This is a genomic window from Streptomyces africanus (genome assembly GCF_002150735.1).
In the GTDB taxonomy this organism is placed as follows: domain Bacteria; phylum Actinomycetota; class Actinomycetes; order Streptomycetales; family Streptomycetaceae; genus Streptomyces; species Streptomyces africanus.
In genome coordinates, this window is the sequence record NZ_MUKA01000094.1 from 1 (window position 1) to 23,953 (window position 23,953).

25 protein-coding genes and 4 pseudogenes are annotated in these 23,953 nt (G+C 71.0%); 14 read left to right on the plus strand and 15 right to left on the minus strand.

Features of this window, described 5'->3' with window-relative positions; translation table 11 throughout:
- A pseudogene (locus tag CCL05_RS14460) lies at positions 1-595 on the plus strand (SWIM zinc finger family protein); the annotation flags it as partial.
- Between the two features lie 132 nt (positions 596-727).
- Here CCL05_RS14460 and CCL05_RS14465 read toward each other — a convergent pair.
- A complete protein-coding gene (locus CCL05_RS14465; protein WP_086560909.1) occupies positions 728-988 on the minus strand; it encodes a GlsB/YeaQ/YmgE family stress response membrane protein in 261 nt (86 codons plus the stop codon).
- Between the two features lie 218 nt (positions 989-1,206).
- On the opposite strand from CCL05_RS14465, the gene CCL05_RS14470 reads away from it, so the two are divergent.
- The 4 genes and pseudogenes from CCL05_RS14470 to CCL05_RS46145 all read left to right on the plus strand — a co-directional run.
- Positions 1,207-1,617: a hypothetical protein gene (locus tag CCL05_RS14470; RefSeq protein ID WP_086560910.1), complete on the plus strand. Its 411-nt coding sequence runs from the start codon at positions 1,207-1,209 to the stop codon at positions 1,615-1,617.
- Between the two features lie 87 nt (positions 1,618-1,704).
- A complete protein-coding gene (locus CCL05_RS14475; protein WP_086560911.1) occupies positions 1,705-2,430 on the plus strand; it encodes a DUF6766 family protein in 726 nt (241 codons plus the stop codon).
- A gap of 39 nt (positions 2,431-2,469) precedes the next feature.
- Positions 2,470-2,715 (plus strand): hypothetical protein, encoded by a 246-nt coding sequence (locus CCL05_RS47265; RefSeq protein ID WP_341868256.1) that lies wholly within the window; start codon positions 2,470-2,472, stop codon positions 2,713-2,715.
- Positions 2,678-2,887: pseudogene (locus CCL05_RS46145) on the plus strand (DNA topoisomerase IB); the annotation flags it as partial. The gene CCL05_RS47265 and the pseudogene CCL05_RS46145, both read left to right, overlap by 38 nt.
- A 276-nt stretch (positions 2,888-3,163) precedes the next feature.
- On the opposite strand, the pseudogene CCL05_RS14485 reads toward CCL05_RS46145, so the two are convergent.
- Positions 3,164-3,570, minus strand: a pseudogene (locus tag CCL05_RS14485) (hypothetical protein); the annotation flags it as partial.
- Between the two features lie 92 nt (positions 3,571-3,662).
- Here CCL05_RS14485 and CCL05_RS46150 point away from each other — a divergent pair.
- Positions 3,663-3,782: pseudogene (locus CCL05_RS46150) on the plus strand (two-component sensor histidine kinase); the annotation flags it as partial.
- 92 nt (positions 3,783-3,874) lie between these two features.
- Here CCL05_RS46150 and CCL05_RS14490 read toward each other — a convergent pair.
- Positions 3,875-5,560, minus strand: coding sequence for a ribonuclease J (locus tag CCL05_RS14490; protein WP_086560912.1), 1,686 nt, complete (start codon positions 5,558-5,560; stop codon positions 3,875-3,877).
- 280 nt (positions 5,561-5,840) lie between these two features.
- Between CCL05_RS14490 and CCL05_RS14495 the strand changes: the two genes are divergently transcribed.
- Positions 5,841-6,365: a CGNR zinc finger domain-containing protein gene (locus CCL05_RS14495; protein WP_086560913.1), complete on the plus strand. Its 525-nt coding sequence runs from the start codon at positions 5,841-5,843 to the stop codon at positions 6,363-6,365.
- Between the two features lie 47 nt (positions 6,366-6,412).
- Here the strand turns inward: CCL05_RS14495 and CCL05_RS14500 are convergent, their stop codons facing one another.
- A complete protein-coding gene (locus CCL05_RS14500) occupies positions 6,413-7,399 on the minus strand; it encodes an aldo/keto reductase (RefSeq protein ID WP_086560914.1) in 987 nt (328 codons plus the stop codon).
- Positions 7,400-7,467: 68 nt separating this feature from the next.
- Complete coding sequence (locus tag CCL05_RS14505; RefSeq protein ID WP_086560915.1) at positions 7,468-8,469, minus strand: NADP-dependent oxidoreductase; 1,002 nt, start codon at positions 8,467-8,469, stop codon at positions 7,468-7,470.
- A 201-nt stretch (positions 8,470-8,670) separates the two neighbouring features.
- On the opposite strand from CCL05_RS14505, the gene CCL05_RS14510 reads away from it, so the two are divergent.
- The gene (locus CCL05_RS14510; protein WP_086560934.1) at positions 8,671-9,540 is read left to right on the plus strand and encodes a helix-turn-helix domain-containing protein; all 870 of its coding nucleotides are present in this window, start codon (positions 8,671-8,673) and stop codon (positions 9,538-9,540) included.
- Positions 9,541-9,645: 105 nt separating this feature from the next.
- Here CCL05_RS14510 and CCL05_RS14515 read toward each other — a convergent pair whose 3' ends face one another.
- From CCL05_RS14515 to CCL05_RS14550, 8 genes are all read right to left on the minus strand, one after another.
- Positions 9,646-10,605 carry an amidohydrolase family protein gene (locus tag CCL05_RS14515; RefSeq protein ID WP_086560916.1) on the minus strand — a complete coding sequence of 320 codons (960 nt, stop codon included), beginning with the start codon at positions 10,603-10,605 and terminating at the stop codon, positions 9,646-9,648.
- A gap of 130 nt (positions 10,606-10,735) precedes the next feature.
- Entirely contained in the window at positions 10,736-11,107 is a 372-nt protein-coding gene (locus tag CCL05_RS14520) for a DUF2255 family protein (protein ID WP_086560917.1), read from the minus strand.
- A gap of 110 nt (positions 11,108-11,217) precedes the next feature.
- Positions 11,218-12,234, minus strand: coding sequence for a zinc-dependent alcohol dehydrogenase family protein (locus CCL05_RS14525; RefSeq protein WP_086560918.1), 1,017 nt, complete (start codon positions 12,232-12,234; stop codon positions 11,218-11,220).
- A gap of 125 nt (positions 12,235-12,359) precedes the next feature.
- A complete protein-coding gene (locus CCL05_RS14530) occupies positions 12,360-13,229 on the minus strand; it encodes a helix-turn-helix domain-containing protein (protein WP_086560919.1) in 870 nt (289 codons plus the stop codon).
- Positions 13,230-13,339: 110 nt separating this feature from the next.
- Positions 13,340-14,038, minus strand: a complete 699-nt coding sequence (locus CCL05_RS14535) for a type 1 glutamine amidotransferase domain-containing protein (RefSeq protein ID WP_086560920.1) — start codon at positions 14,036-14,038, stop codon at positions 13,340-13,342.
- Positions 14,039-14,059: 21 nt separating this feature from the next.
- Entirely contained in the window at positions 14,060-14,401 is a 342-nt protein-coding gene (locus CCL05_RS14540) for a nuclear transport factor 2 family protein (protein ID WP_244204272.1), read from the minus strand.
- Positions 14,402-14,647: 246 nt separating this feature from the next.
- Entirely contained in the window at positions 14,648-15,313 is a 666-nt protein-coding gene (locus tag CCL05_RS14545; RefSeq protein WP_086560922.1) for a TetR/AcrR family transcriptional regulator, read from the minus strand.
- A gap of 16 nt (positions 15,314-15,329) precedes the next feature.
- Positions 15,330-16,112 (minus strand): SDR family oxidoreductase, encoded by a 783-nt coding sequence (locus CCL05_RS14550; protein WP_244204273.1) that lies wholly within the window; start codon positions 16,110-16,112, stop codon positions 15,330-15,332.
- Positions 16,113-16,202: 90 nt separating this feature from the next.
- Here CCL05_RS14550 and CCL05_RS14555 point away from each other — a divergent pair, with 90 nt between their 5' ends.
- Positions 16,203-17,150, plus strand: coding sequence for a quinone oxidoreductase family protein (locus tag CCL05_RS14555; protein ID WP_086560924.1), 948 nt, complete (start codon positions 16,203-16,205; stop codon positions 17,148-17,150).
- A gap of 63 nt (positions 17,151-17,213) precedes the next feature.
- Here the strand turns inward: CCL05_RS14555 and CCL05_RS14560 are convergent, their stop codons facing one another.
- On the minus strand, positions 17,214-17,669 hold the full coding sequence (locus CCL05_RS14560) for a MarR family winged helix-turn-helix transcriptional regulator (protein WP_086560925.1): 456 nt from the start codon (positions 17,667-17,669) through the stop codon (positions 17,214-17,216).
- Positions 17,670-17,741: 72 nt separating this feature from the next.
- Here CCL05_RS14560 and CCL05_RS14565 point away from each other — a divergent pair, with 72 nt between their 5' ends.
- The 4 genes from CCL05_RS14565 (at position 17,742) to CCL05_RS14580 (ending at position 21,472) form a co-directional block, all read left to right on the plus strand.
- On the plus strand, positions 17,742-18,533 hold the full coding sequence (locus CCL05_RS14565; protein ID WP_086560926.1) for an SDR family NAD(P)-dependent oxidoreductase: 792 nt from the start codon (positions 17,742-17,744) through the stop codon (positions 18,531-18,533).
- 119 nt (positions 18,534-18,652) lie between these two features.
- Positions 18,653-19,957 (plus strand): bifunctional 3-oxoadipate enol-lactonase/4-carboxymuconolactone decarboxylase PcaDC, encoded by a 1,305-nt coding sequence (gene pcaDC, locus CCL05_RS14570; protein WP_086560927.1) that lies wholly within the window; start codon positions 18,653-18,655, stop codon positions 19,955-19,957.
- Between the two features lie 33 nt (positions 19,958-19,990).
- Complete coding sequence (locus CCL05_RS14575) at positions 19,991-20,626, plus strand: MBL fold metallo-hydrolase (protein WP_086560928.1); 636 nt, start codon at positions 19,991-19,993, stop codon at positions 20,624-20,626.
- 66 nt (positions 20,627-20,692) lie between these two features.
- Positions 20,693-21,472 carry an exodeoxyribonuclease III gene (locus CCL05_RS14580; RefSeq protein WP_086560929.1) on the plus strand — a complete coding sequence of 260 codons (780 nt, stop codon included), beginning with the start codon at positions 20,693-20,695 and terminating at the stop codon, positions 21,470-21,472.
- 37 nt (positions 21,473-21,509) lie between these two features.
- On the opposite strand, the gene CCL05_RS14585 is transcribed toward CCL05_RS14580, so the two are convergent.
- Positions 21,510-23,216: an SGNH/GDSL hydrolase family protein gene (locus CCL05_RS14585; protein WP_086560935.1), complete on the minus strand. Its 1,707-nt coding sequence runs from the start codon at positions 23,214-23,216 to the stop codon at positions 21,510-21,512.
- A 274-nt stretch (positions 23,217-23,490) separates the two neighbouring features.
- Between CCL05_RS14585 and CCL05_RS14590 the strand changes: the two genes are divergently transcribed.
- Positions 23,491-23,898 (plus strand): DUF6278 family protein, encoded by a 408-nt coding sequence (locus CCL05_RS14590; protein ID WP_086560930.1) that lies wholly within the window; start codon positions 23,491-23,493, stop codon positions 23,896-23,898.
- Positions 23,899-23,953: the final 55 nt, after the last annotated feature.

The following is a 23,953-nucleotide window of genomic DNA, read 5'->3' on the forward strand; positions in this document are numbered from 1 at the left end:
GGGTGCGGCGCCGCTGCCCCCGCCGCCGCACCCCGAGCAGCCCCCGGCCTACCCGGCGGCCCCCGGCGGCCCGGACCCGTTCGCGCTGGACCAACTGGCCACGGACGCCGCCGCGCGGGCCCACGCGCTGCTCACGACGGGCCGTGACCCGGTCGGACAGCTGACGCTCTGGCAGGACGCGGTCCGCCTGGCCGCGGCCCGCCCCGGCTCGGGGCTCACCGCGGGCACCCGGGCGCTCTACTCCTCCCTCGCCTCAGCGGCGGGCCGTACCCCGTCCGAGCTGGCCCGCGCGGTCGCCGCCTGGCGCCAGGGCGGACCGGAGGGCCTCGCCGTACTGGAGGAGCCGTGGGATCCGCCGGCCGGCCGGTTCGACCGGGCCCGTCCGCTGCTCCTCGCCGCCGACCTGCCCGCCTTCCGCCCCTGGCGCAACCACCTCACCCACCCCCAGGGCCATGTCCAGCTCCGCCTGGGCCGCGACGGCCTGTGGTACGCCTACGAGTCCGAGCCGGGCCACGAGGACTGGTGGCCCCGAGGCACCCCCGACCTGGACCCGGTCGGCGCCCTGACGGGCCTGGGCATACCGAGCGACCTCTGACGGGCCCGAGCCGCAGAGTGCCGGCGTGCCGGCGAACGCCCGCGAATGCCGCGTGCATGGGGGCGCACCCGCGGGCCGTCGCCTCGTCGGCCCGGACACTGACCGGACTCGACCACCGTGCACCCGGCGCGGTCAGGCGCGTCGCCGGGCCCACATTGGGGTGACGAATGCGATGAGGACGGCGGCGATGCCGATCTGGAAGACGTGGCGGATCCAGTCGATACCGCCGGTGTCGCGCACACCGAACGCGGTGGCGAGAGCGTTGCCGGCGACGGCGCCGACGATGCCCATGAGGACCGTCAGCCACAGGGGGATGGGCTGACGTCCGGGTACAACGAGCTTGGCCAGCAGGCCGATGATGAGCCCAGCGATGATCGCCCACAGGAACGACACGACAACTCCTTCCATTCGTTGCCCTTTTCGGGCATGACTCCGTGTTCCCGCCGAAGGCCGCCATAAGCGTGTCGCCCTGGGCTGAACGGCGCTGCGCTGAACTCCATCGGCTCCGGCCCGGTTGCGGTCGCCGGCGAGCCCCTGTCTCATGAGCGAGCGGCCACCCCACCTGACGGAGCGGGCGGCCCGACTCCGCCCGGGGCCGCACGGGAGGCGGGATGTCAGGACGGTGGTACGGCCCCGGCGTGGTGGCGGTGGTGGTCCTCGCCACGGTCGGCGCCTGTGGAACGCCATCGGAGCGGCGCGACGGCGTCACCGCGCAACTGACGCGCTTCGAGCGGGCGCTGGACGCCGGACAGCGGCAACGACTGTGCGCCGCCCTCGCACCGTCCACCCGGGAGGAACTCGAGCAGTCGACCAAGCGCCGCTGCGCCCAGGCGATCGGCGAGCAGAACCTTCCGGCGGCGGGCGCCGTACGCCGCGTCGATGTCTACGGCGAACAGGCCCGGGCGGTGCTGGATCACGACACCGTCTTCCTGGCGCACTTTCCCACGGGGTGGAAGGTCACGGCGGCCGGGTGCCGGCCCCGGCCGCAGCGTCCGTACCAGTGCGAGATCAAGGCCGGGTGAGAAGACCGTGAGGACGCTGTTCACCGGAACACTGCTGGTGATCGTGGTCGGCCTGGCGTACTTCATGACGCTGGGACTGATGCACCGATGACCCCTCCACCGGAGCACGGCGGGGACACCGCACCGCCCCGGCGCCGGGCGCGGCGCTTTCTCCGCCACAACGGTCTCGGTCTCTTCTTCCTGACCACGTTCCTGCTCGCCCTCGCCGGACAGGCCGTGGCCGGACACGCGGAGTTCAACAACCAGCTCGTCTCGGACGGCATGGCGCCCCTCGACTTCGGGGCCTACCTGGCCTCGTCGGATTTCGCCGTCGACGTCACGGAGAACTGGCAGTCGGAATACCTGCAGTTCTTCCTCTACATCTTCGCCACCGTCTGGCTGCTGCAACGCGGCTCACCGGAGTCCAAGGAACTGGACAGGGCCGGTACCGAGTCCGACCAGGACCAGCTGACGGGGCGTCACGCCAAGGAGGATTCTCCGCGCTGGGCCGCGGCAGGGGACTGGCGGGGCCTGGTGTACTCCCGCTCCCTGGGGCTGGTGATGGGCTCCATCTTCCTGCTGTCCTGGCTGACCCAGTCCGTCGCCGGTGTCGCCGCCTACAACGAGCAGCAGCTGCGCCGGCTGCAAGCCCCCGTCAGCTGGGCGGAGTACCTGTCGGCCGCGGATTTCTGGAGCCGAAGCCTGCAGAACTGGCAGTCCGAACTGCTGGCCGTCGCCTCCATGGCCGTCCTCTCCATCTATCTGAGGCAGCGCGGATCGCCGGAGTCGAAGCCCGTGGGCGCGTCCGACTCCGCCACCGGCACCGAGGGCTGAGCACGCGGGGCGGAGGCGACGAGCCCCGTTGTGGTGGGGATGTGGGCGGGTACCGACACGACACAGCTTGTGTGGTTGCAGCTGGCTCGGATCCGGGCACTGGTCATACCGCCGGCCTGGCGGGACGTGTGGATCTGTACAAGGGCCAACGGGCATCTGCAGGCCGTCGGCACGATGCGCCGGACGCCGCCAGTACCTGTACCACCCGCAGTTCCGTGCCGAACAGGAGCAGGCCAAGCACGAGCACGTGCTCGATGTCGCCGATGCCCTGCCCGCGGTGCGTGAGGCCGTCGAGGGGCATCTGAGCGATCTTGGACTGACCCGGCAGCGGATCCTGGCAACGGCCGTGCGCCTGCTCGACCTCGGCTTCTTCCGTATCGGCAGCGACCGCTACACCGAACAGAACAGCAGCTACGGTCTCACCACGCTGCTGCGCGAGCACTCCCGCTGCCACGCCGGTGCGGTCCTGTTCACCTACACCGGCAAGCACGGCAAGGAGATCATCGAGACCATCGCGCGCCCGGCCGCCTGTCGCAGCCTCACCGCGTTGCTGCGGCGCCGGGGCGGCGGTGACCGGCTCCTGGCCTACTGGGAGGGACACGCCTGGCACGACCACGACCTGAGCAGCGATGACGTCAAGTCGAACGGGCGGTGCTGCGCATGCTCCGGAACGGAGACCCGTCCCAGGGGTGAGAAGGAGGCGGCGCACCCGCGTCTCACTGAATGCGCAGGGCAGCGAGACGGGGCCGTCGGCCTGGCCGTAGGAGAGGAATACGCGGCCGCCGGCCACCGGCTTCAGCGCGTGCAGCAGTTGCGGGCCCAGCAGGGCCCAGCCCGCGGCGATCAGCGCCAGCGGCCTGGCGCCCAGCCGGTGCAGCGGCAGTACGAGCAGGAAGAACAGCCCGTAGAAGGCGAGGATCGGCACGACCGGGGTGCCGGTCATCGTCAGGGCGGTGCCCAGGGCCAGGAGGATCACGGCCCGGATGCCGACCTCGGCGACGGCCCGCGCCCGGTGATGAGGGCGACCGCGAAGCCGGCCAGGACGGCGAACAGGGCGGGGGAGCGGGCTTGCGCCGGCTCCATCAGGAAGCCGATGACCCCGCCCTGGCCCGGGGCGGGGCCCACATGGACCGCGTACATGCCGAAGACGGCCAGTCCCCGGGCCAGGTCCAGCCCGACCAGCCGGCCCGTGCCGGGCGCGCCGGTCGAGGGCTCACCGCGCTAGCGAGGAATCAAGCGGCACTCAGGCGCAGCTGACGGGTGAGCTTCCGTCCGCCGTGGGCACACCCGCACAACGCGCCCTCTACCGCACGGTGCAGGAGGCGCTGACCAACGTCCGCAACCACGCCCCGTCGGAGTGACCGTCACCAACACCCCGCCGCCGACTGAGGCGACCGCGATCCGCTGGAGTACCTGCTCCACACCGCCACCACGGGGCTGTGACTCAGGCGTCGATGATGACGGGGATGATCAGGGGCTTGCGGCGGTGGGTGCGGAACGCCCAGTTCGCCACGGCGCGGGCGATGAGTTGTTCGAGTTGGCGTGCGTCCCCGACGCCTTCCTCGGCCGCGGTGGCCAGGGTCTTCTCGATGACGGGGATGACCGGCTCGAAGGTGGCGTCGTCATGGACGAAGCCCCGGGCCAGGAAGTCGGGGGCCTCGGCGAGGGCACCGGTGTCCGCGTCGACGATCGCCACCACCGTGACCACGCCTTCGGCGGCCAGGGTGAGGCGGTCCTTGAGGGACGCCTCGGTGGCGCCGCCGACTTCCATGCCGTCCACGTAGACGTTGCCGGCGGGGACCTTGCCGGTGATGGACGCGCGCCCGTCGACGAGGTCGACGACCACGCCGTCCTCGGCGATGACGACCCGGTCGGGGTCGACGCCGGTGCGGATGGCGAGGTCGCCGTTGGCCCGCAGGTGGCGCCATTCGCCGTGGACGGGCATGACGTTGCGGGGTTTGACGATGTTGTAGCAGTAGACGAGTTCGCCGGCGCTGGCGTGCCCGGAGACGTGCACCTTGGCGTTGCCCTTGTGGACCACGTGGGCGCCCCACCGGGTGAGCCCGTTGATCACCCGGTAGATGGCGTTCTCGTTGCCGGGGATGAGTGAGCTGGCGAGCAGGACGGTGTCGCCCTTGCCGATGCGGATCATGTGGTCGCGGTTGGCCATCCGCGACAGCGCGGCCATCGGTTCGCCCTGGGATCCGGTGCACACCAGAGTGACCTTGTGGTCCGGGAGCTTCTCCAGCTCCTTCGTGCTCACGACCAGACCGGAGGGGACCTTCAGGTAGCCCAGGTCGCGGGCGATGCCCATGTTGCGGACCATCGACCGGCCGACGAAGGCGACCTTGCGGCCGTGCTGGTGGGCGGCGTCCAGGACCTGCTGGATGCGGTGCACATGGCTGGCGAAGCTGGAGACGATGACCCGGCGCGGCGCGGTGCGCATCACCTGTTCGATCGCCGGGTTCAGCTCACGCTCGGACGTGGTGAAGCCGGGGACCTCGGCGTTGGTGGAGTCGGTGAGGAACAGGTCCACGCCCTCCTCGCCGAGGCGGGCGAAGGCGCGCAGGTCGGTGATGCGGTCGTCGAGAGGGAACTGGTCCATCTTGAAGTCGCCGGTGTGCAGCACCATCCCGGCGCTGGTGCGGATCGCGACGGCGAGGCTGTCCGGGATGGAGTGGTTGACCGCCACGAACTCGCAGTCGAACGGCCCGAAGCCGCGCCGGTCGCCCTCCCGTACCCGCACCGTGCGCGGCCGGATGCCGTGTTCCTTGAGCTTGGCCTCCAGGAACGCCAGCGTCAGCTTGGAGCCGACGACGGGAATGTCGGACCGCTCGCGCAGCAGGTACGGCACGCCGCCGATGTGGTCCTCGTGGCCGTGGGTGAGCACCACCGCCACGATGTCGTCCAGCCGGTCCCGGATCGAGGTGAAGTCCGGCAGGATGACGTCCACGCCGGGCTGGGTCTCCTCGGGGAACAGCACGCCGCAGTCGACGATGAGCAGCTTGCCTGAGTGCTCGAAGACGGTCATGTTGCGGCCGATCTCACCCAGGCCGCCCAGGGCGACGACCCGCAACCCTCCTGCGGGAAGGGGCGGGGCGGCTTTGAGTTCGGGGTGTGGATGGCTCATACCTCGACGTTACCCGGAGAGCGGGACGGGATGATCGGGGGTGTCCGCCTAGCACGTCGGCCCACCGTCACCGGCTGCCCGTCCGACCGCCGTCACAGGCTGCTCCGGTGACGGCCCGCGCGGCGGTGCAGGCCCGTCCTTGAGGACGTCTCCGGCCAGCAGCACACGGAGGCGGCCGCATGCGCAGCGCTGGTAGCGCACCCAGCCCAGGGAGGTCGAGTGCTTCGACAAGGTGAGGAAGAGGCACGGAGTCATGCCGTGAGCGTGATGCAATGACTCAATGCATTTCAACGCTTACGGCGGCAACGCGGCCCTGCTGGCGGCGGCCCTGGCCAACCTCGACGACGGGTGCGATGCCCGTACGGCCGAGACGCTGCTGGCCGAGCACCGGGTGGCGCGCCCCGATCTGACCGACCAGCAACTGAAGCTGCTGCTGGCCTGGCGCCTGCGCCTGTGGGAGGCCTTCGCGGCCCCCACCACGCCGGAACAGGTCGGTGCCGTCAACCGGCTGCTGACCGACGCGGCGGCCCGCCCGTACGTGTCCACACACGACGGCCAGTCGCCGCACCTGCACTACGCCGACGAGAACGCCGACGTCGTCACGCGCGTGCGGGCCGCCACCGCGGCCGGACTCGCCCTGGTCCTCACCGAGACGGATCCTTGCCGACTCGGGCGGTGTTCTGCGCCAGGCTGCCGCGCCGTCTTCGTCGACACCTCCCGCAATGGCCGCCGCGCATACTGCTCACGCCTGTGCGCCACACGGGTCCATGTGTCCGCACACCGCGACCGCAAGCGGCGGCGGTAGGGCCGCCCGCCATCGAGCTCGCGCCCGCGGAGTGCCGCCGTCGTCTGCTACTTGTCGACCAGCGACATGTGGTGCTCGTTGTAGCGGTCTCCCTGAACCCCGATCCGGCCGGCGAGTTCGTTGAGGTCCGCCAGTTCGTCGGCGGACAACGGCAGCTGGGTGGCGCCGGTGTTCTCCTCGATTCGCGCGATGCGTCGTGTGCCCGGAATAGGAACGATCCACGGATGCTGCGCGAGCAGCCAGGCGAGTGCGACCTGCCCGGGTGTGGCGCTCTTGGCCGCCGCGAGGGTGGTGATGTGCTCGACGAGGACCTGGTTCGCCGCCCGGTTCTCGGCCGTGAATCGTGGAATGGTCGTACGGACGTCACCGGCCACGAACGAGGTCGACGCGTCCACCGTGCCGGTCAGAAATCCCTTGCCGAGCGGGCTGAAGGGCACGAATCCGATCCCGAGCGCCGCGCACGTCGGCAGGACCTCAGGCTCGGGATCCCGCGTCCACAGCGAGTACTCGCTCTGTACCGCCGTCACGGGGTGGACCGAGTGGGCACGGCGGATGGTCTCCGCACTGGCCTCCGAGAGCCCGAAGCAGCGGACCTTGCCCTCCTGCACGAGTTCGCCCACCGTGCCGGCGACGTCCTCGATGGGCACCTCCGGATCGACGCGATGCTGGTAGAACAAGTCGAGCCTGTCGACGCCGAGCCGTTTCAGGGAGGCCGCAGCGACGGCCCGGATCTGCTCGGGCCGGCTGTTGAGTCCGGCGGGGGCGCCGTTCTCGATGCGGAATCCGAACTTGGTGGCGATCACGACCTGGTCACGCACCGGAGCGAGGGCCTCGCCGACAAGCTCCTCGTTGACGTACGGGCCGTACACCTCCGCGGTGTCGAAAAAAGTGATCCCGCGGTCGACGGCGCCACGGAGTACGGCGATCATGTCGCTCCGGTCACCGGGGTTCGGGCCGTAGCTCTGGGACATGCCCATGGCGCCGAGGCCGATGGCGGAGACGCGCAGGTCACGCCCGAGGGTTCGTGTGTGCATTGTTTCTCCTTGTCGAGGCGGGCACCGGCCGGCCGATGTCCGACCGCGGGGCGAGGCACAGCCGGTGTTCAGGGCTTCCAGGTGAGCGAAGTGGTGGCTGATGAGCCCGGTTGCCACACTTCGTCGTCGAATGCGAGGACGATCCGTTCGCGCAGGCCGCCCTGCTCGAGCCGGGTATGGGCGGCGACCGCGTCATCCGCAGGGAAGGACAAGGCGGCGCGCAGCGTGAGGGTGCCGTCTTCGACCTGGTCGCGCAGACGTACGATCGCGTTCCGGTCCGTCCGCCGCTCGCGCACGTTGACGTGTTTGACCTTGATTCCGCGCCCTGGATCGCCGTCCCAGAAGCGCAGGATGCCGATCTGGCCGCCGTCACGTACGGCGGGAGAGATCTGCTCGTGCAGCAAGGCGGCATCAGCCACCGCGTCCACCGGAGTACCGAGCTCTTCGAGGACCCGGTGGGCGACGTCGGGGCCGCGCGGTATGAGCACGCGCGCGCCCAGTGAGCGCAGGAGGCCGGCGTCGTTCTCCGCCGCGACGGCCACGACGTGAAGGCCCGCCGCGGCGCCGAGTTCCACGAGGTATCCGCCGACCGATCCCGCAGCGCCTGTCACCAACAGTGTGGCGCCTTCTGGCAGCCGGAATTCATCGAGCACGTTCTGAGCGGTGAGCGCATTGTTGAGAAAACCGGCCGCCTCGGCAGCCGAGGTACCCGAGGGAGCGATGGCCACGGAACGCGCGGGAAGGGTCAGATATTCGCTGTAGCCGCCGTGCCTCCCAGCATTGTCGACGAATCCCACGACGCGTGCACCCGGCACCAGGCCCCAGCGGGGGTCGACATCGCCGCCCACCTCTTCGACGGTTCCGGCGACCTCCATCCCCGGGACGAAGGGCGGAGTGAGGCCCTGGTACATCTGCTCCAGCTGCCCGGACCTGACCATTGCGTCCACGGGATTCACTCCGGCGGCGTGAACACGGAGCAGCACCTCCTCGGCTCCAGGGCGCGGGCCGGGGACTTCGAAAGACTGCAGCACTTCCGGTCCGCCGAACTCGCTCAGTCCAATGACTTTCATTCGGTCATTTCCTCACTTCTCGCGGTGTGACATGGCGAGGCTTGATGAATTTCTCGCGCAGAGCCATCGGTCACCGTACCCAGGCGCTCGAGCCTGAAGGGGGGAAGGATTTTTCCCAGGATGATTTCTTCATGAGGACGGGGTTGGTGGTGGTACGAGCGTTTGGTGTGCGGGATCGTGGCAAGGTGCGAAGCTGTGGGTGTGCGACGCGATCCGAGCCTGGATGAACTGGGGGCCTTCCTCAAGGCGCGCCGTGCCCAGCTGAGTCCCGGCAAGGCCGGGCTGCCCGACCACGGTGAGCCCCGGCGTGTTCCCGGCCTGCGCCGTGAGGAAGTCGCTCGGATGGCCGCGATCAGTACCGACTACTACACCCGGCTCGAGCAGGGACGTGTCCAGGCGTCGGCGGCCGTCCTCGACGTGCTCGCGCAGGTGCTCCGCCTCGACGGCGATCAGCACGAGTACCTCCTGACCCTCGCAGGAAAGACGGCCGTGCCCACCGTCGGCCGGAGCGTTCGCCAGCAAGTCCAGGCGCAGATGCAGCACCTGCTCGATGACCTCTCCCTGACCGCAGGCTTCGTCATCGGGTGCAACACGGACCTGCTGGCGTGGAACGCCATGGCCGCCGCCCTGGTGATGGACTTCGGACGTGTCCCGGAGGAACAGCGGAACTACGTGCGCCTGGTGTTCACCGAGCCCGCCATCCGCGTGCTGTACCGGGACTGGGAGGACATGGCTCGCCTGGCCGTGTCCCACCTGCGCATGGACAGCAGGCGGAACCCCGACGACCCTCGACTGGCAGCCCTCGTCGAAGAGCTTTCCGCGCTGGATGCGGATTTCCGCCTGTGGTGGACCTCGCACGATGTCGCCGTGCGGGCCGGCGGTACGAGGCTGCTCCGGCATCCCGTGGTCGGCGACCTGGCCCTTGAGCGGTCCACCTTCATGTGCGCCGAGGATCCCGAGCAGCAGCTCGTCGTGTGGACCGCGGAGCCCGGAAGCCCGACGCACGAGGCTTTGCGCTTTCTGGCGTCCACGATCGAGAGGGAGCCGGAGGGAGCGGAAGGTGCCGCGTGACGCGTGCGCCGAGCGGGCAGAGCGGATCTGGGCTTCGCAGATGTGGTGCGCAGTCGGACCGGCGACGACGGCATCGTGATCGCGTCGGCACACGGCTTGCTGTGGTCATGAAGGAGTGCTCTGGAGCAGACGCTTGGCGTTCGCCGTCGTGAGCGAGCGCCACGTGGCGCCTTCCGCCGGTGGCTCGGCGGCGTCGATCGCCGCGATGTGCGCGTCGGCCAGCGGGGACGGCGTCCAGCAGTAGTCGCTGCCGAAGAGCACGCGGTCCGGGTCGACGAGCTTCAACAGCGCCGGCACGTGGCGTGGGAAAGCGGTGCCCGCCATGTCGTAGTAGAGGCCGCGCAGTTGTTGCACCGCGTCCGGGGTGCGTGGCTGAGGCGACGGCAGGAACAGGCTCATGAACTCGTTGATGCGATCAGCGAGGACGGGCACCGCGCCGCCGCAGTGCGGGACGATCACCTTGAGGTTCGGATGACGGGTCAGGACGCCCGCCATCACCATGTCGGTGACGGTACGGGCCGTGTCGAAGATGAACTCGACCATCGGCCGCGGTCTGCCGAGTGCGGACTGTTCCCAGCACACCGGCGAGGTGGGGTGCAGGAAGACCACGGCCCGGCGGCGGTCGAGTTCGGCGAAGACCGGCTCCAGGCGCTGGTCGCCCAGATACACCCCGTGCGTGTGGGTCAGCAGTGTCACGCCATCGGCGCCGAGTGCGTCGAAGGCGAAGGCGATCTCCTCCAGGGATCCTTCCACGTCGGGAAGGGGCAGCGAGGCGAAAGCGCCGAAGCGGCCCGGGTGACCCCGGGTCAGTTCGGCGGTGTACTCGTTGACGCGGCGGGCGAGGAGCCGGGCCGCCTTGTCGTCGCCGAAGTGCACGCCGGGCGAGGACATGGACAGCATCGCGGTCTCGATGCCGTTGCGGTCCATCAGGTCCAGGTGGGCTTGCACGGACCATGACGGCCAGCCGCCCATGCCATCGGGGTGGCCGTGGCCGGCCGCCGTCGCCTGCTGGACGTAGAAGTCGGGGAGGAGATGGGCGTGGACGTCGATGAGGCCGCTGGGCATGTCGGGAAATCCCTTCCGGTGTGTGGTGTCGTCGGGGCCGGCTCGGCTCCCTCCACCTGCTCGCCTCCGGCCGGCCGCACCTCTTCATCGTCCAGGGCGGTCTGGAGGCGGCGCAGCGGGATCGTCCATCTCATCGGGGGATCAGCCGCAGCGTCGTCGAGCGTGCGGCGACCATGGGGTCGACGTAGGCGGCGCCGTAGCGGCCGTACTTGGCGCGGTACGCCGTGTCGATGCGATCGTTGATCTCCTCGTCCCGCACTTCGGCGAAGGTGACGTCCTTGTCGACTCCGCCGGAGCGGATGTGCCCCTCGTGGCTCGCGCGCGCCGTACGCCACCAGCCGCCGTCCGGGCCTCGGAACGAGCGGACGAAAAGGTCGTCACCGTCGCGGACGACCCAGATCGGCACCGGCCTCCGCACGGTGCCGTCGCGCCTGAGCGGTGCCATCTGCAACTCGTCAGCGGCGGCGATACGGTCGAGGTCGTCGCTCGTCCATGCCGTCATGGGTATGTCTCCGATCTCCTTGATCCGGTGAGTACGCGAGGAGGCTCGTCAGAGTCGTCGGTGGCGATCGCCTCGCTGGTCATGGCAGTCGGTCCGTTTCTTGCCTCAGGTCACGGACGCAGCAGCGCCTTGATGGCACGGCGCTCGTCCATGGCCTTGTAGCCTTCGGCGACCTTGTCCAGGGGCAGGGTGAGGTCGAAGACCTTGCCCGGGTTGATACGGCCGCTGGCGACACGGTCGATCAGGTCGGGCAGGTAGGCGCGCACGGGCGCAGGGCCGCCGCGCAGACCGACGTGGGAGAAGAAGAGTTCCTGGCCGTCGATCTGCACGCCGTGCGGCATGCCGACGAAGCCGACGTTGCCACCCGGGCGCGTGGACTGCAGGGCCTGGTGCATCGACTCCTGGGTGCCGACGCACTCCAGGACCGAGTCGGCGCCGACGCCGTTCGTCAGCTCCTTGACGCGGGCGACGCCCTCCCCGCCGCGCTCGCTGACGATGTCGGTGGCGCCGAACTCCAGGGCGAGATTCTGCCGGGACTCGTGGCGGCTCATGGCGATGACGCGTTCGGCGCCCAGTTCCTTCGCGGCGATGACACCGCACAGGCCCACCGCACCGTCACCCACGACCACGGCCGTCGAACCCGGCCCGACCTCGGCCGCCTTGGCGGCGTACCAACCGGTGCCCATGACGTCGGAGAGGGTCAGCAGATCCGGGACCAGCTCCGAGGCCGGCTGCTCCGGGGTGGCGACCAGGGTGCCGTCGGCGAGGGGGATGCGGACGTACTCGGCCTGGCAGCCGTTGGGAAAGTCACGGTGCAGGCAGGAGGTGTGGTAGCCGGCCCGGCAGACCGGGCAGGTGTTGTCGGAGGCGATGAAGGAGCCGATGACGAACTGGCCGGGCGTGACGCTGGATACGTCGCTGCCGACCTCCTCGACGATGCCGACGTACTCGTGGCCGATCGGCTGCGGCTCGGTGACCGGGCTGATGCCCCGGTAGCTCCACAGGTCGGAGCCGCACACGCAGGTGGCGACGGTACGGATGACGGCGTCCGTCGGTGCGACGATCTTCGGTTCGGGGACGTTCTCCACCCGGATGTCACCAGGCGCGTGGATGATGGTGGCTCGCATGATGCTCTCTCAGGGTCGCGTCGGAGTCGGCGTGGTGTCAGGGGCGGGTCGGGGGCGCTGGGGCGCAGGGACCCGGCGGCGTGGATGACGTCTCCGGGGTGGGCCTTGGCCATCTCGGGAAGGGCTCACCCGACGGAGCTGGACGCCGTCTGCTTCTGGTCCGCGGCCCAGGACGCCAGCAGACGAAGTCCGTCGTACGAAGGGGAACCGGGTGCTGCGGTCCACACGATGATGTGCTGCTCGGGATCCGTGGCACAGGTGAGCGTGTCCCAGTCGAGCGTCAGCTCCCCGACCGCCGGGTGACGAAGCTTCTTGGTGCCCTTGCCCCGTGCGGCGACGTCGTGCTCGGTCCACCACTGCCGGAACTGCGCGTCGCGGGCGGAGAGCTCCTCGACCAGATCGGTGAGGCGCTGGTCGCCGGGGTAGCGCGCGCTCTCCATGCGCAGCTGCGCGATGGCCAGGCGGGTGACCTCTTCCCAGTCCGCGTACAGCTCGCGCATCCAGGGTTCGGCGACCAGCAGCCGGACGAACACGCGCTCCTGCTCCGGGTAGCGCCCGAAATCGGTCCACAGGGCGGCGGCGAGCTGGTTCCAGGCCAGGATGTCGGTCCGCCGGCCGATCACGAACGCCGGAGTGGCGGTGAGATCGTCCAGCATGCGCCGCAGCTGCGCGTCCACCTGCTGGCGCTCGCCCGCCCTGGGCGTGCGCACCGTCTCCTTCGCCGCGAGCTCGAACAGGTAGGTGCGCTGGTCCTCGTTGAGGCGGAGCGCCTGGGCGATCTCGTTCAGCAGGGGACCCGACGCCTGGAGACGGCCCTGCTCGATCCGCGCGTAGTACTCGGTACTGATCGCCGCCAGAAGGGCCACTTCCTCGCGGCGCAGACCCCGCACACGCCGCCGCTGGCCGCCGCGCAGTCCGACCTCCTCGGGGCTGAGCTCGGCACGGCGGGCCTTGAGGAACGCACCCAGCTCGTTCAGGTGCGGGTTGCGGTTCATGATCTCCAGCGTCGCACAGAGGCCAGGCGTTGTGAGGGGGAAGAATTCTTCCTACGTTGCGTTCCACCCGTCCATCCGTATGCGACGGGACTCGGCGGCCCGCTGCCGCGTCAGCTCAGTGCCTTGAGCAGCTCCTGGGCCAGCGCAACCGCCGAGCCCGGGTTCTGGCCGGTGAACAGGGTTCGGTCGACCTCGATGTGCGGGGTGAACGGCTCGGCCTCGCGGTAGTCCGCCTTGAGCTCGTCGACGAGGCGGTCCTGCAGCAGCCACTTCGCGCGGTCCGCGAGACCGTTCTGCTTCTCCTCGGCGTTGGACAGGCCGGTCAGGCGGTAGCCGGCGAACGGGGACGTCCCGTCCGGACCGATGGTGGCCAGCAGCGCCGCGGGGCCGTGGCACACCAGGGACACCGGCTTGCCCGAGGCGAGCCACTCGGTGAGCAGCTTTCCGGAGGCGGTGTTGTCGGGCAGGTCCTCCATCGGGCCCCAGCCACCCGGGTAGAAGACGGCCGCGTAGTCGTCGATGTCCACGTCCTCGATGCGCAGCGGCTGGGCCAGCTCGGTCGCCTCGCGCAGTGCGGTCCGCATGCGCTGCGCGCCTTCCTCGCCGCCGTTGAACTCCGGACTGAGGCTGAGCGCGTCCGCCGTGGGCGGCACACCTGCGGGTGTGGCGGCGGCGATCTCGTACCCGGCCTCCTTGAAGACCGCGTAGGGGCCGAGCGCTTCTTCGGCCCAGAAGCCGGCGGGCTGCCGGGTTCCGTCGGCCAGCGTCCAGTGGTCGGACGCCGTGATCACGAAGAGGATCTTCGCCATGGGGGTCTCCCGGTGATGGAGTCAGCCCTTGAGGGCTTCCTGAAGGATGTGGCTGTCGGCGGCCTGCTGCATCCGTACGGCCTTGCCGTCGCGGATGGTCCACAAGTGGATGAACCGGACGTCGGCCTTGTTCCCGGTCTTCGTCTCGGCGTGGTAATGCCCGTACACGAAGACGTGCCCTTGGTCGTCCCCGTAGAACTCCTCGGGCACCGCGCCGAAGGAGTCGTAGTCCGGCATCATCTCGCCGAAGAAGTCCTTCGCGGCGCTGTCCCAGCCGTGGTACACGCCGCTCTTCGGGAAGCCCGGGGTGATGTCCCAGACGAGGTCCGGCGCCATGACCTCGGCGGTTACTTCGGGGGCCATTCCGGATTCATAGAGCCGACGGATGAGGGCAATGTTCGGGGAATCGGACATGGTTCTCTCCTTGCGGAGGCGCATCAGATGGAGGCCTGAAACGGCACTTGGTCGCGCGGCTTCTCGAAGTCATGCTCGCCGCGTGATCGAGCATTGCACCGGAAGGGCGCGTTGTGAGGGGGAAGAATTCTTCCCCGGCATGCCATTTACCGGGGATCCGGTTGATCCCGCAGCAAGAAAGAAAAGGCGCAGGGCTCAGCCCTCGGAGGCGTTCCAGAGTTCGCTGAGTTCCGCCCAGTCCGGAGCCGGGCTCTGCAACGCGGCGGGCTCGCCGGTGGTCGACGTGCGCAGCCCGGCGAGGATCAGGTCCAGGTACCGCAAGTGGAGCGTGGTGGCGCGTTCGTCGGTGACGGGGATCCGCGCGGTGAGGTGTTCGAGCAGCAAGGGGACGTCGGCGGAGGTGAAGTCGGCGCGAAGCACGCCTGCGCGGTGGGCGCCGTCCACCAGGTCGTCGAGGGCGGCCCGGAGCCGGCCGGAGGCGGCAACGATCTCGTCGGTCGCGGGCAGCCGGCCGCCCACCAGCGGGAGCAGCGGACCGCCCGCACCCTGGGCCGAGAGCGCGTCGCGCAGGAAGCGGGCGAAGGCCGTCCAAGGGTCGGGCTCCTCGGCGAGAGCCGTGCGGGCCTGGGCGACGAGCTGTTCCATCCCCACGATGCGCATCCGCTGAGCCAGCAGTTCCTTGCTGGGGTAACGGCGGTAGAGGCTGCCCATGCCGATGCCGGCCCGGCGGGCGATCTCCGAGACGGGTGCATCCCAGCCCAGCTCGGCGAAGACCTCGCGCGCGGCCCGCAGGAGGCGGGCGTCGTTGAGGTCCGCCTCCCGCCGGCGGCCGCGCGGTCTGCTGGTCTGCGTGTCACCCATGGGCAGGCATTCTCCCCTACCGCCGTGCCACGCCGTGCCCGCCATCGACGGTGAGCACCCCGCCGGTGACGAAGCCGGCCTCCTCGCCGACGAGCATCGCGATCACCCGGGCCACGTCCTCCGGTTCGGCGACCCGCCCCAGGGGCGTGCTCTCCGCCAGCCGCCGTTGGAACTCCTGCGGCATGTTCGCGCTGCTCTCGGTGCGGACGTATCCGGGTGCCACGACGTTGACGGTGATGCCGAGCGGGCCGGCCTCGTAGGCGACGAAGCGGGCGAGGGTGTTCAGGGCAGCCTTGGCGGTGCCGTGGGCGGCCATGCCCGGGGCGGGCGGACCGTCGGCCACGGCGCTGGAGACGTACACGATCCGGCCCTGTCCCTGGGCGCCCATCACCCCCAGTGCCTGTTGAGTGAGCGTGTAGACGGATGCCAGTTCGTCCGTCACCTTCGTCCTGAAGTCGTCCCAGGCGAGGGCTTGAACAGGGGTGGGGACGAAGCGGGCGCCGGCGTTGCAGACAAGGACGTCCAGACGCCCGTCGGTCGCGGAGCGCTCCAGCAGTCCGGCCGCCTGGGCGGGGTCGTGCACGTCGGCCTGCACGGCGAAGGCTTCGCCGCCGTCGGCCTCGATGAGCTTGACCACCTGGTCGGCCGCCTCGCGGTTGGAGAAGTAGTTGACGGCCACGCGGTAGCCGCGAGCCGCCAGTTCCCGCGACGTGGCAGCGCCGATTCCCCGGCTGCCGCCGGTCACCAGGGCCGTGGGCATGGTCGTGGAGTTCATCTGTCCCCCGCGTCGAGTGATCATTTTCGGGCAGGCTATCGGAGCGGAGCGCTCCGATCAAAAAATTACCCGCGAGGGGGAATCGGCCCTTCCGGCACCGTGTTGTCCTTCGACATGAGCGAAGCAGTAGTAGCGCGTGCCTACGGTGGTCCCGAGATGCTGTCGGTGGTCGATGTCGCCGTAGCGGAGCCCGGACCGGGACAGGTGCGCATCGAGGTCCGCGCCGCCGGCGTCAACCCCTTCGACCACAAGGTGTACAGCGGTGCCTTCGGAACCGATCCGGCGAACCTGCCGATGCGGCTCGGCGCCGAAGCGGCCGGTGTGGTGACCGCGGTCGGCTCCGACGCGACCGGCCCCGCCGGCCCGATCCGGATCGGCGACGAGGTGATCGCGTACCGAGCGCCCGGCGCGTACGCCGCCGAACTCGTCGTCCCGGCGTCCTCAGTGGTGCCCAAGCCCGCCGCTCTCTCCTGGGAGCAGGCCGGCGGGCTGATGGTCACCGGCGTCACGGCGGTGCACGTCCTCGAAGCGATCGGCCTGCGCGAGAACGACTCGGTGCTGATCCACGGTGCCGCGGGCGGCGTCGGTCTGATGGCCGTGCAACTGGCCGTCGAGCGCGGCGCCACGGTGCTGGGAACGGCGAGCCCGGCCAAGCACGACGTACTGCGCGAGCTGGGCGCGACTCCGATCGCGTACGGGCCGGGTCTGGCCGAGCGGGTGCGGGCGGCGGCGCCTGAGGGCGTCGACGCGGCTGCCGACCTGGTGGGCACCGACGAGGCGGTGGACGTCTCGGTGGAGTTGGTGGCGGACCGGTCCCGCATCGCGACCGTCGCGGCGTTCGAACGCGGGGCGCGCGCCGGCATCAAGCTGCTGGGCGGCGGACCCGGCGCGGACCCTGGCACGGACATCCGCGCCGCCGCGCGCCTGCGGCTCACCGAAGCCGCGGGGGCGGGGCGGCTGCGCGTCCTGATCGCCGGCAGCCACCCGCTCGGCGAAGCCGCCGCCGCCCATCGGCAGATCATGACCGGGCACACGACGGGGAAGATCGTCCTCGTCCCGTGACCTGGCCGGAGACGAGGGCGTGCCCTGCCGATGTCCACGCACAAACGTGGCCGCCCGGCGAGCTCAGGCGTCGCGCACCGTCTTGCCCACACGGTTGAGCAGCGTCCGCAGCTGCGCGCTCTCTTCCGGTCCCAGGTCCTCCGTGATGCGGCGCTCGATGTCGGCGATCACCTGGTCGGCCGCGCGCAGCGCCTCCCGTCCGGCGTCGGTGAGGTGCAGTTCCTGCACGTGCCGGTGCCGAGGGTGTGCGCGCCTCTCCAGCTGCCCGCGGCCCTCCAGGCGTGCCACCAGCGAGGCGACGGCCTGGGGGGTCACGTCGAGGCGGCGGGCCAGCTCGGCGCCGGCCAGTCCCGGCTCGCTGTGCACCGACATCAGCAGGGTGTAGTGCGCGGCGGCCATGCCCAGCGGGCGCAGCCGCTGTTCCTTGAGTGTCTGCACTGCCAGTTCCGCGCGGCGCAAGGCCCAGGTCACCCGGTCAAGCGCGTCGAGCCCGACGGGCTCCTCGTCATCGCGTGTCACCCGCCAAGAGTACGACACTTCATCAGTATCAAACGTTTGACAGCAAGCTAACGCTTGAGGCATGCTCGAGGCATGACTCGTACCATCGCTCTCATCACCGGCGCTTCCTCCGGAATCGGCGCCGAATACGCTCGTCTCCTGGCGGACGACCACGACCTCGTCCTGGTGGCGAGGCGGGCGGACCGGCTTGGCGACTTCGCCGCGGAGCTTCGCGCCAGGGGTGCAGCCGTGGAGGTGCTGCCCGCCGACCTCGGCACCCGCGACGGCGTCGCCGCTGTCGCCGGTCGCCTGGCGGCCGGGGACGTGCGCCTGCTGGTCAGCAACGCCGGTGCCGGCGGCTACGCCCCGCTCGTCGAGGTCGACCCCGCCGACATCGACCGCCTGCTCACCCTCAACGCCGTGGCCCCCGTCCAGCTGGCCCGCGCCGCGCTTCCCGGAATGCTCGCCGCCGGAGAGGGCGCGATCATCACGGTGGCCTCGCTGCTGGCCTTCAGTGGGGGCCTCGAGGATCCCCGCGCACCGCGACGCACTCTCTACGCGGCGGCGAAGGCCGCCACCGTCGCCTTCACCCGGACCCTCACCGGTGAGCTCGCCGACACGCCCATCCGTACGCAACTGCTGCTGCCCGGCGTCGTGGCCACGGAGTGGAACAAGGGCGTCGGCCGCGACATCCCCTGGGCGATGACACCGCAGGACGTCGCCTCGGCCAGTCTTGCCGGCCTGCGTCTGGGGGAGACCGTCTGCATCCCCGGCCTGGAGGACCAGACCGCGGCCCTCGACGCCCTGCTGGCCGCGGAGTCCGCACTGGTCACCGGCGGCAACCAGCCCACCCCCGCGGCTCGCTACCGCGACCTGCTCGCGTAAGGCGGCACCGCTGCCCCCCTCCTGCAACGCGCCGCCCAAGAGATCTTGAACCTGGTCAGGACGGTATCCATCGACCCCCCATCACAGGGGCGTCCGTGATACGTGAGAGGCTCTGGGGCGTGAGTGAGACACCGTCGAACACCCTGCAATACCGCTTTGACGGGCCGGAAGAGGCTCCCGTCCTGATCCTCGGTCCCTCACTGGGTACCACATGGCACATGTGGGACCGCCAGATCCCCGAGCTGATCAAGCAGTGGCGCGTCTTCCGGTTCGACCTGCCGGGGCACGGCGGCGCGCCCGCGTATCCGGCGGGCTCGGTCTCCGACCTCACCACCCGGCTGCTGGCCACCCTCGAAGGGCTCGGCGTGCAGCGCTTCGGCTACGCCGGCTGCGCGCTCGGCGGCGCGGTCGGCATCGAGCTGGCCCTGCGCCACCCCGAGCGGCTCGCCTCCCTCGCGCTGATCGCCGCCTCGCCGCGCTTCGGCACGCCCGACGAGTTCCGGCAGAGAGGCGTGATCGTCCGCACGAACGGCCTGGACCCCATCGCCCGTACCGCGCCCGAGCGCTGGTTCACCGGCGGGTTCGCCGCCGCGCAGCCCGCGATCACCGAGTGGGCCGTGCAGATGGTGCGCACCACCGACCCCGGCTGCTACATCGCCGCCTGTGAGGCGCTCGCCTCGTTCGACGTCCGGCCGGAGCTCGGGCGGGTCGGCGTGCCGACGCTGGTCCTCGTCGGATCGGACGACCAGGTCACCGGCCCCGCCGAGGCCCGCACCCTGGTCGCCGGCATCCCCGACGCCCGCCTCGCCGTCGTCCCCGGCGCCTCCCACCTGGTGCCGGTGGAGCAGCCCGCGGCCGTCACCGACCTGCTGGTGCGGCACTTCTCCACCGCCTGGCAGCCCGCCTTCGAGACCTCCACCGGCCAGACCGCCCTGCCCGCGGCCGCCGTCAAGCCGGTCCTGTCCGCCGCCCCCGCGCAGCCCCTCCAGACCGGGCCCGTCGCGGAGATCGCCGCGGTCGTGCCGCCGCAGCCCCAGGGGCGGCCCGACCCCTACGACGCCGGGCTCAAGGTCCGCCGCGAGGTGCTGGGCGACGCGCACGTCGACCGGGCGCTGGCACAGGCCGACGAGTTCTCCGGCGACTTCCAGGAGTTCATCACCCGCTACGCCTGGGGCGAGATCTGGGACCGCCCCGGCCTCGACCGGCGCACCCGCAGCTGCGTCACCCTCACCGCCCTGGTCGCCGGCGGGCACCTGGACGAGCTGGCCTTCCACACCCGCGCCGCCCTGCGTAACGGCCTCACCCCGGCCGAGATCAAGGAGGTCCTGCTCCAGGCGGCCGTCTACTGCGGCGTACCGGCGGCGAACAGCGCCTTCAAGGTCGCCCAGCAGGTCATCCGCGAGGAGACCACGCCCCAGGAGTGAGCCCGCGGGGCAGTGCGGAGGCAGGATGGAATCATGAAGCTCACGAAGAAGTCGCACTCCTGCGTCCGCCTCGAAAAGGACGGTCAGACCCTCGTTCTCGACCCCGGCGGGTTCAGCGAGGAGGACGCCGCGCTCGGCGCGGACGCGATCCTCGTCACCCACGAGCACCCCGACCACTTCGACGAGTCGCGGCTGCGCGCCGCGATGGAGGACAACCCGGCCGCGCGGATCTGGACCCTGAAGTCCGTCGCCGAGCAGATCTCCTCGGCGTTCCCCGGCCGCGTGCACACCGTCGGCCACGGCGACACCTTCACCGCCGCCGGCTTCGACATCCAGGTCCACGGCGAGCTCCACGCGGTGATCCACCCGGACATCCCGCGGATCACCAACGTCGGCTTCCTCGTCGACGGCGGCAAGCTCTTCCACCCCGGCGACGCCCTCACCGTCCCCGGCCACCGGGTCGAGACGCTGATGCTCCCGGTGATGGCCCCCTGGAACAAGATCTCGGAGGTCATCGACTACGTCCGCGAGGTCAGGCCGCAGCGCGCCTACGACATCCACGACGCCCTGCTCACCGACCTGGCCCGGCCGATCTACGACCGCCAGATCGGGCAGCTCGGCGGCTCGGAGCACCTGCGGCTGACACCGGGGGACTCCGCCGAGGTCTGAGGCCCGAGGTCTGGGGCTGAAGGGGGCCGGGCCGCGTTGTCAGACCCGCCGGGTAGGTTGTGGGACATGCGCATCGCGACCTGGAACGTGAACTCGATCACCGCCCGCCTGCCGAGGCTCCTGGCCTGGCTGGAGAGCAGCGGCACGGACGTGCTGTGCCTCCAGGAGGCCAAGGTCGCCGAGGACCAGTTCCCGGCGGAGCAGCTGCGCGAGCTGGGCTACGAGTCGGCGGTCCACGCGACCGGCCGGTGGAACGGCGTGGCGGTGCTCTCCCGCGTCGGCATCGAGGACGTCGTCAAGGGCCTGCCCGGCGACCCCGGGTTCGACGGCTCGGTGGAGCCCCGCGCCATCTCGGCGACGTGCGGCCCGCTCCGCGTCTGGTCGGTCTACGTGCCGAACGGCCGTGAGGTGGACCACCCGCACTACGCCTACAAGCTCCAGTGGATCGAGGCCCTCAAGGCCGCCGTCGCCGGTGACGCGTCCGGCAGCCGCCCGTTCGCCGTGATGGGCGACTACAACGTGGCGCCGACGGACGACGACGTCTACGACCGCGCGGCCTTCGAGGGCTCCACCCACGTCACCCCGGCCGAGCGCGCCGCCCTCGCCTCCCTGCGCGAGGAGGGCCTGTCCGACGTGGTCCCGCGGCCCCTCAAGTACGAGCACCCGTTCACGTACTGGGACTACCGCCAGCTCTGCTTCCCGAAGAACCGCGGCATGCGCATCGACCTGGTGTACGCCAACCAGCCGTTCACGAAGGCGGTCAAGGACGCGTACGTGGACCGCGAGGAGCGCAAGGGCAAGGGCGCGTCCGACCATGCGCCGGTCGTGGTGGACCTCGACGTCTGAGGACTTCGCCCGCTGCCCGCCGCCCTGGGGCGATGTCCTAGAGCAGCCGCAGGTCGACCGAGTCCGCCAGGGCCGCCAGCCCCGTGTCGCCCGGGTGCAGATGGTCCCCGCTGTCGTACACGGGCAGGATCCGGGACGGCCGCACCGGGTCCCGGACCACCGCGTCGAAGTCGAGCACGCCGTCGAAGACCCCGCCGTCCCGGATCCACGCGTTCACCGCGACCCGCTCGGCGTCGACGGCGGCCGTGCAGCGCGCCTCGCCCTCGCACGGCAGGATCGTCGCCGCGAGCATCCTGACGCCCCGGGCGTGCCCGCGTGCCGCCAGTTCCCGCAGGCCCGCGATCACCTGCTCCGCCGAGGTGTCCCACCGCAGGTCGTTGACGCCCTCGAAGACGACCGCCGTCCGCACGGACGGCTGGGCGAGGACATCCCGGTCGAACCGGTGCAGGGCGCTCACCCCGGCCGCGTCCGTGGACACCCCGTCGCCGGGATACCGGTCGCCGGCCACACGGTTGCCCGAGATGCCCTGGTTCAGCACTCCGTAGCGCGGCAGCGTGCTCTGCGTCAGCAGCCGGCCGGCCAGCACGTCGGGCCACCGCCGGTTCGCGTCCACCGTGGACCTGTCACCGTCGGTGATCGAGTCCCCGAGCAGCACCACGGACCCGGGCCCGCCGCTCACGTCGATCCCGGCGAGCAGCGGCCAGCCGGTGATGACCGAGGTGTACGCCTCGGCCGAGCCGTCCCCCGCGTGATCGCCCGGCCCGCTGACGTAGGACCGCTGCTGCGCGAGCCGGTGCACGGGCGCCGCCGTCACCGTGCCGGGCAGATGGAAGCTCACCAGCAGGTCGGCGTCCGCCGGGACGGCGAAGCCCAGGGGATCGCTGTACGCCTGGGCCCCGGCCGGGATCTCCACGCTTGCCGCACCGCCGAAGGACAGCGGCACAGGCGTCCCGCGTGCCGCCGCGCCCGACGCCCGCACGGCGACCGTCGCGCTGCCGATCCGTACCGGCGCCGCCGCGAAGGTGTTGTCGAACCGCACCCGCACCCGGGGCCCGCCCGCCGACGTGTGCACGACCAGCCGCAGCGTCCGGTCCGTCCAGGGCCCCACGGCGGTGTAACCGCCGGTGGACGTCGTCCAACTGCCCGTCCAGCCCCGCGTCGCGGTCCGTACCGACACCGCGAAGACATGCAGCCCGGCCGCGTGGGGCAGCCGGACCGAGGCGACCGGGCGCCCCGGGACCAGCGGCACCGTCACGACGTACAGGCGGGCCGGCTCGGCGAGTTGCCCGCCGGGCGTGTTGATGTGCGGCAGGGCCACCGCCTTCGTGGCGAGCGGCCCGGTGCGCCAGTCGGGAGCGGTCAGCCGGTATCCGGAGCGGGTGCCGTTCGCGTACGTGATCACGCCCGGGCCGCCCGCCTCGGTGCCGGCGGTGCCCGCCACCAGGAAGGCGAGGGCGTCCCCGCGCCCCGTGACCCGTACGTCCTGGCCGGCGGCGCGGACGTTGTCCGGCTCGCCGGGCTGCCGCCGCGGCCAGGTCAGCCGGGCCCCCTGGACGGTGAGGCCGCGGCCGGGCGTCCAGCCCGCGGCCGCGAGGTCCCGTGCCGACAGGGACGAACCGGCGCCGTCGAAGTCGGCCCGCGCGGGCCGGTCGTCGTCGCTGACGGCGATGTTGTCGAACAGCCGCTCAAGCGGCACCGGCGCGGCCCGCCGCTCCTCGACGGCCCGCGCCGAGACCGCCGGCATCAGGGACACGCACAGGGACAGGACGACCAGGATCCCCCGGACACATCGGCGCACGGCCGACACCTCCCGCTCATCGACACACGAACGCACCCACACGAAACGCAGGGACGGAACAGAAGACACGACGAAAGCCGAGACGCACGACGCCTGGTGAAACTAGGGAGACTCCAGGGACCCGTCAACGAGCCGTGCGCGAACTCGGCGTGAACTCGTCAGGAATGGCGGGCCCGCGCGCCTGTGGTGCGTACGGCGGTACGAATGACACGCTGGGCTTATGAACATCCCTTTCCTGGGCAACCGGCGCCGGAAGCTCGGGCTTCCCGATCCGGCGGGCATCGCGGAACTCCTCGCCGAGTGTGAACTGCTCCGCTCCCAGGCGTCCCGGGCGGGTGTCCGGCTGGACGACTCGGCGGCCTCGCTGGAGGCGCTGGACCAGCTCGTGCCGCGCTGGAGGGACGACGAGGAGACCCTGACCTGGCTCGGCAACGACGCCGGGCTCTACCTGGGCACCGTGATCGTGCGCACCGTGGCGGGAGCCGCCTGGGAGATCCGGCCCGACGGGCAGCCCGTCGTGCGGCTCGCCTCCGGCCGGGAGTTCGACGTCGTGGACTCCGGTCACGAGTGGGCCGCGAACGGGGTGCCCGAGCTGTCCCAGTTGTACGCGGAAGTCGCGGAGTCGTGAGCCCCATGGCCGCAACCTTTGGCCCAAAGTTCGCCGTAAATACGGCTAATGATCG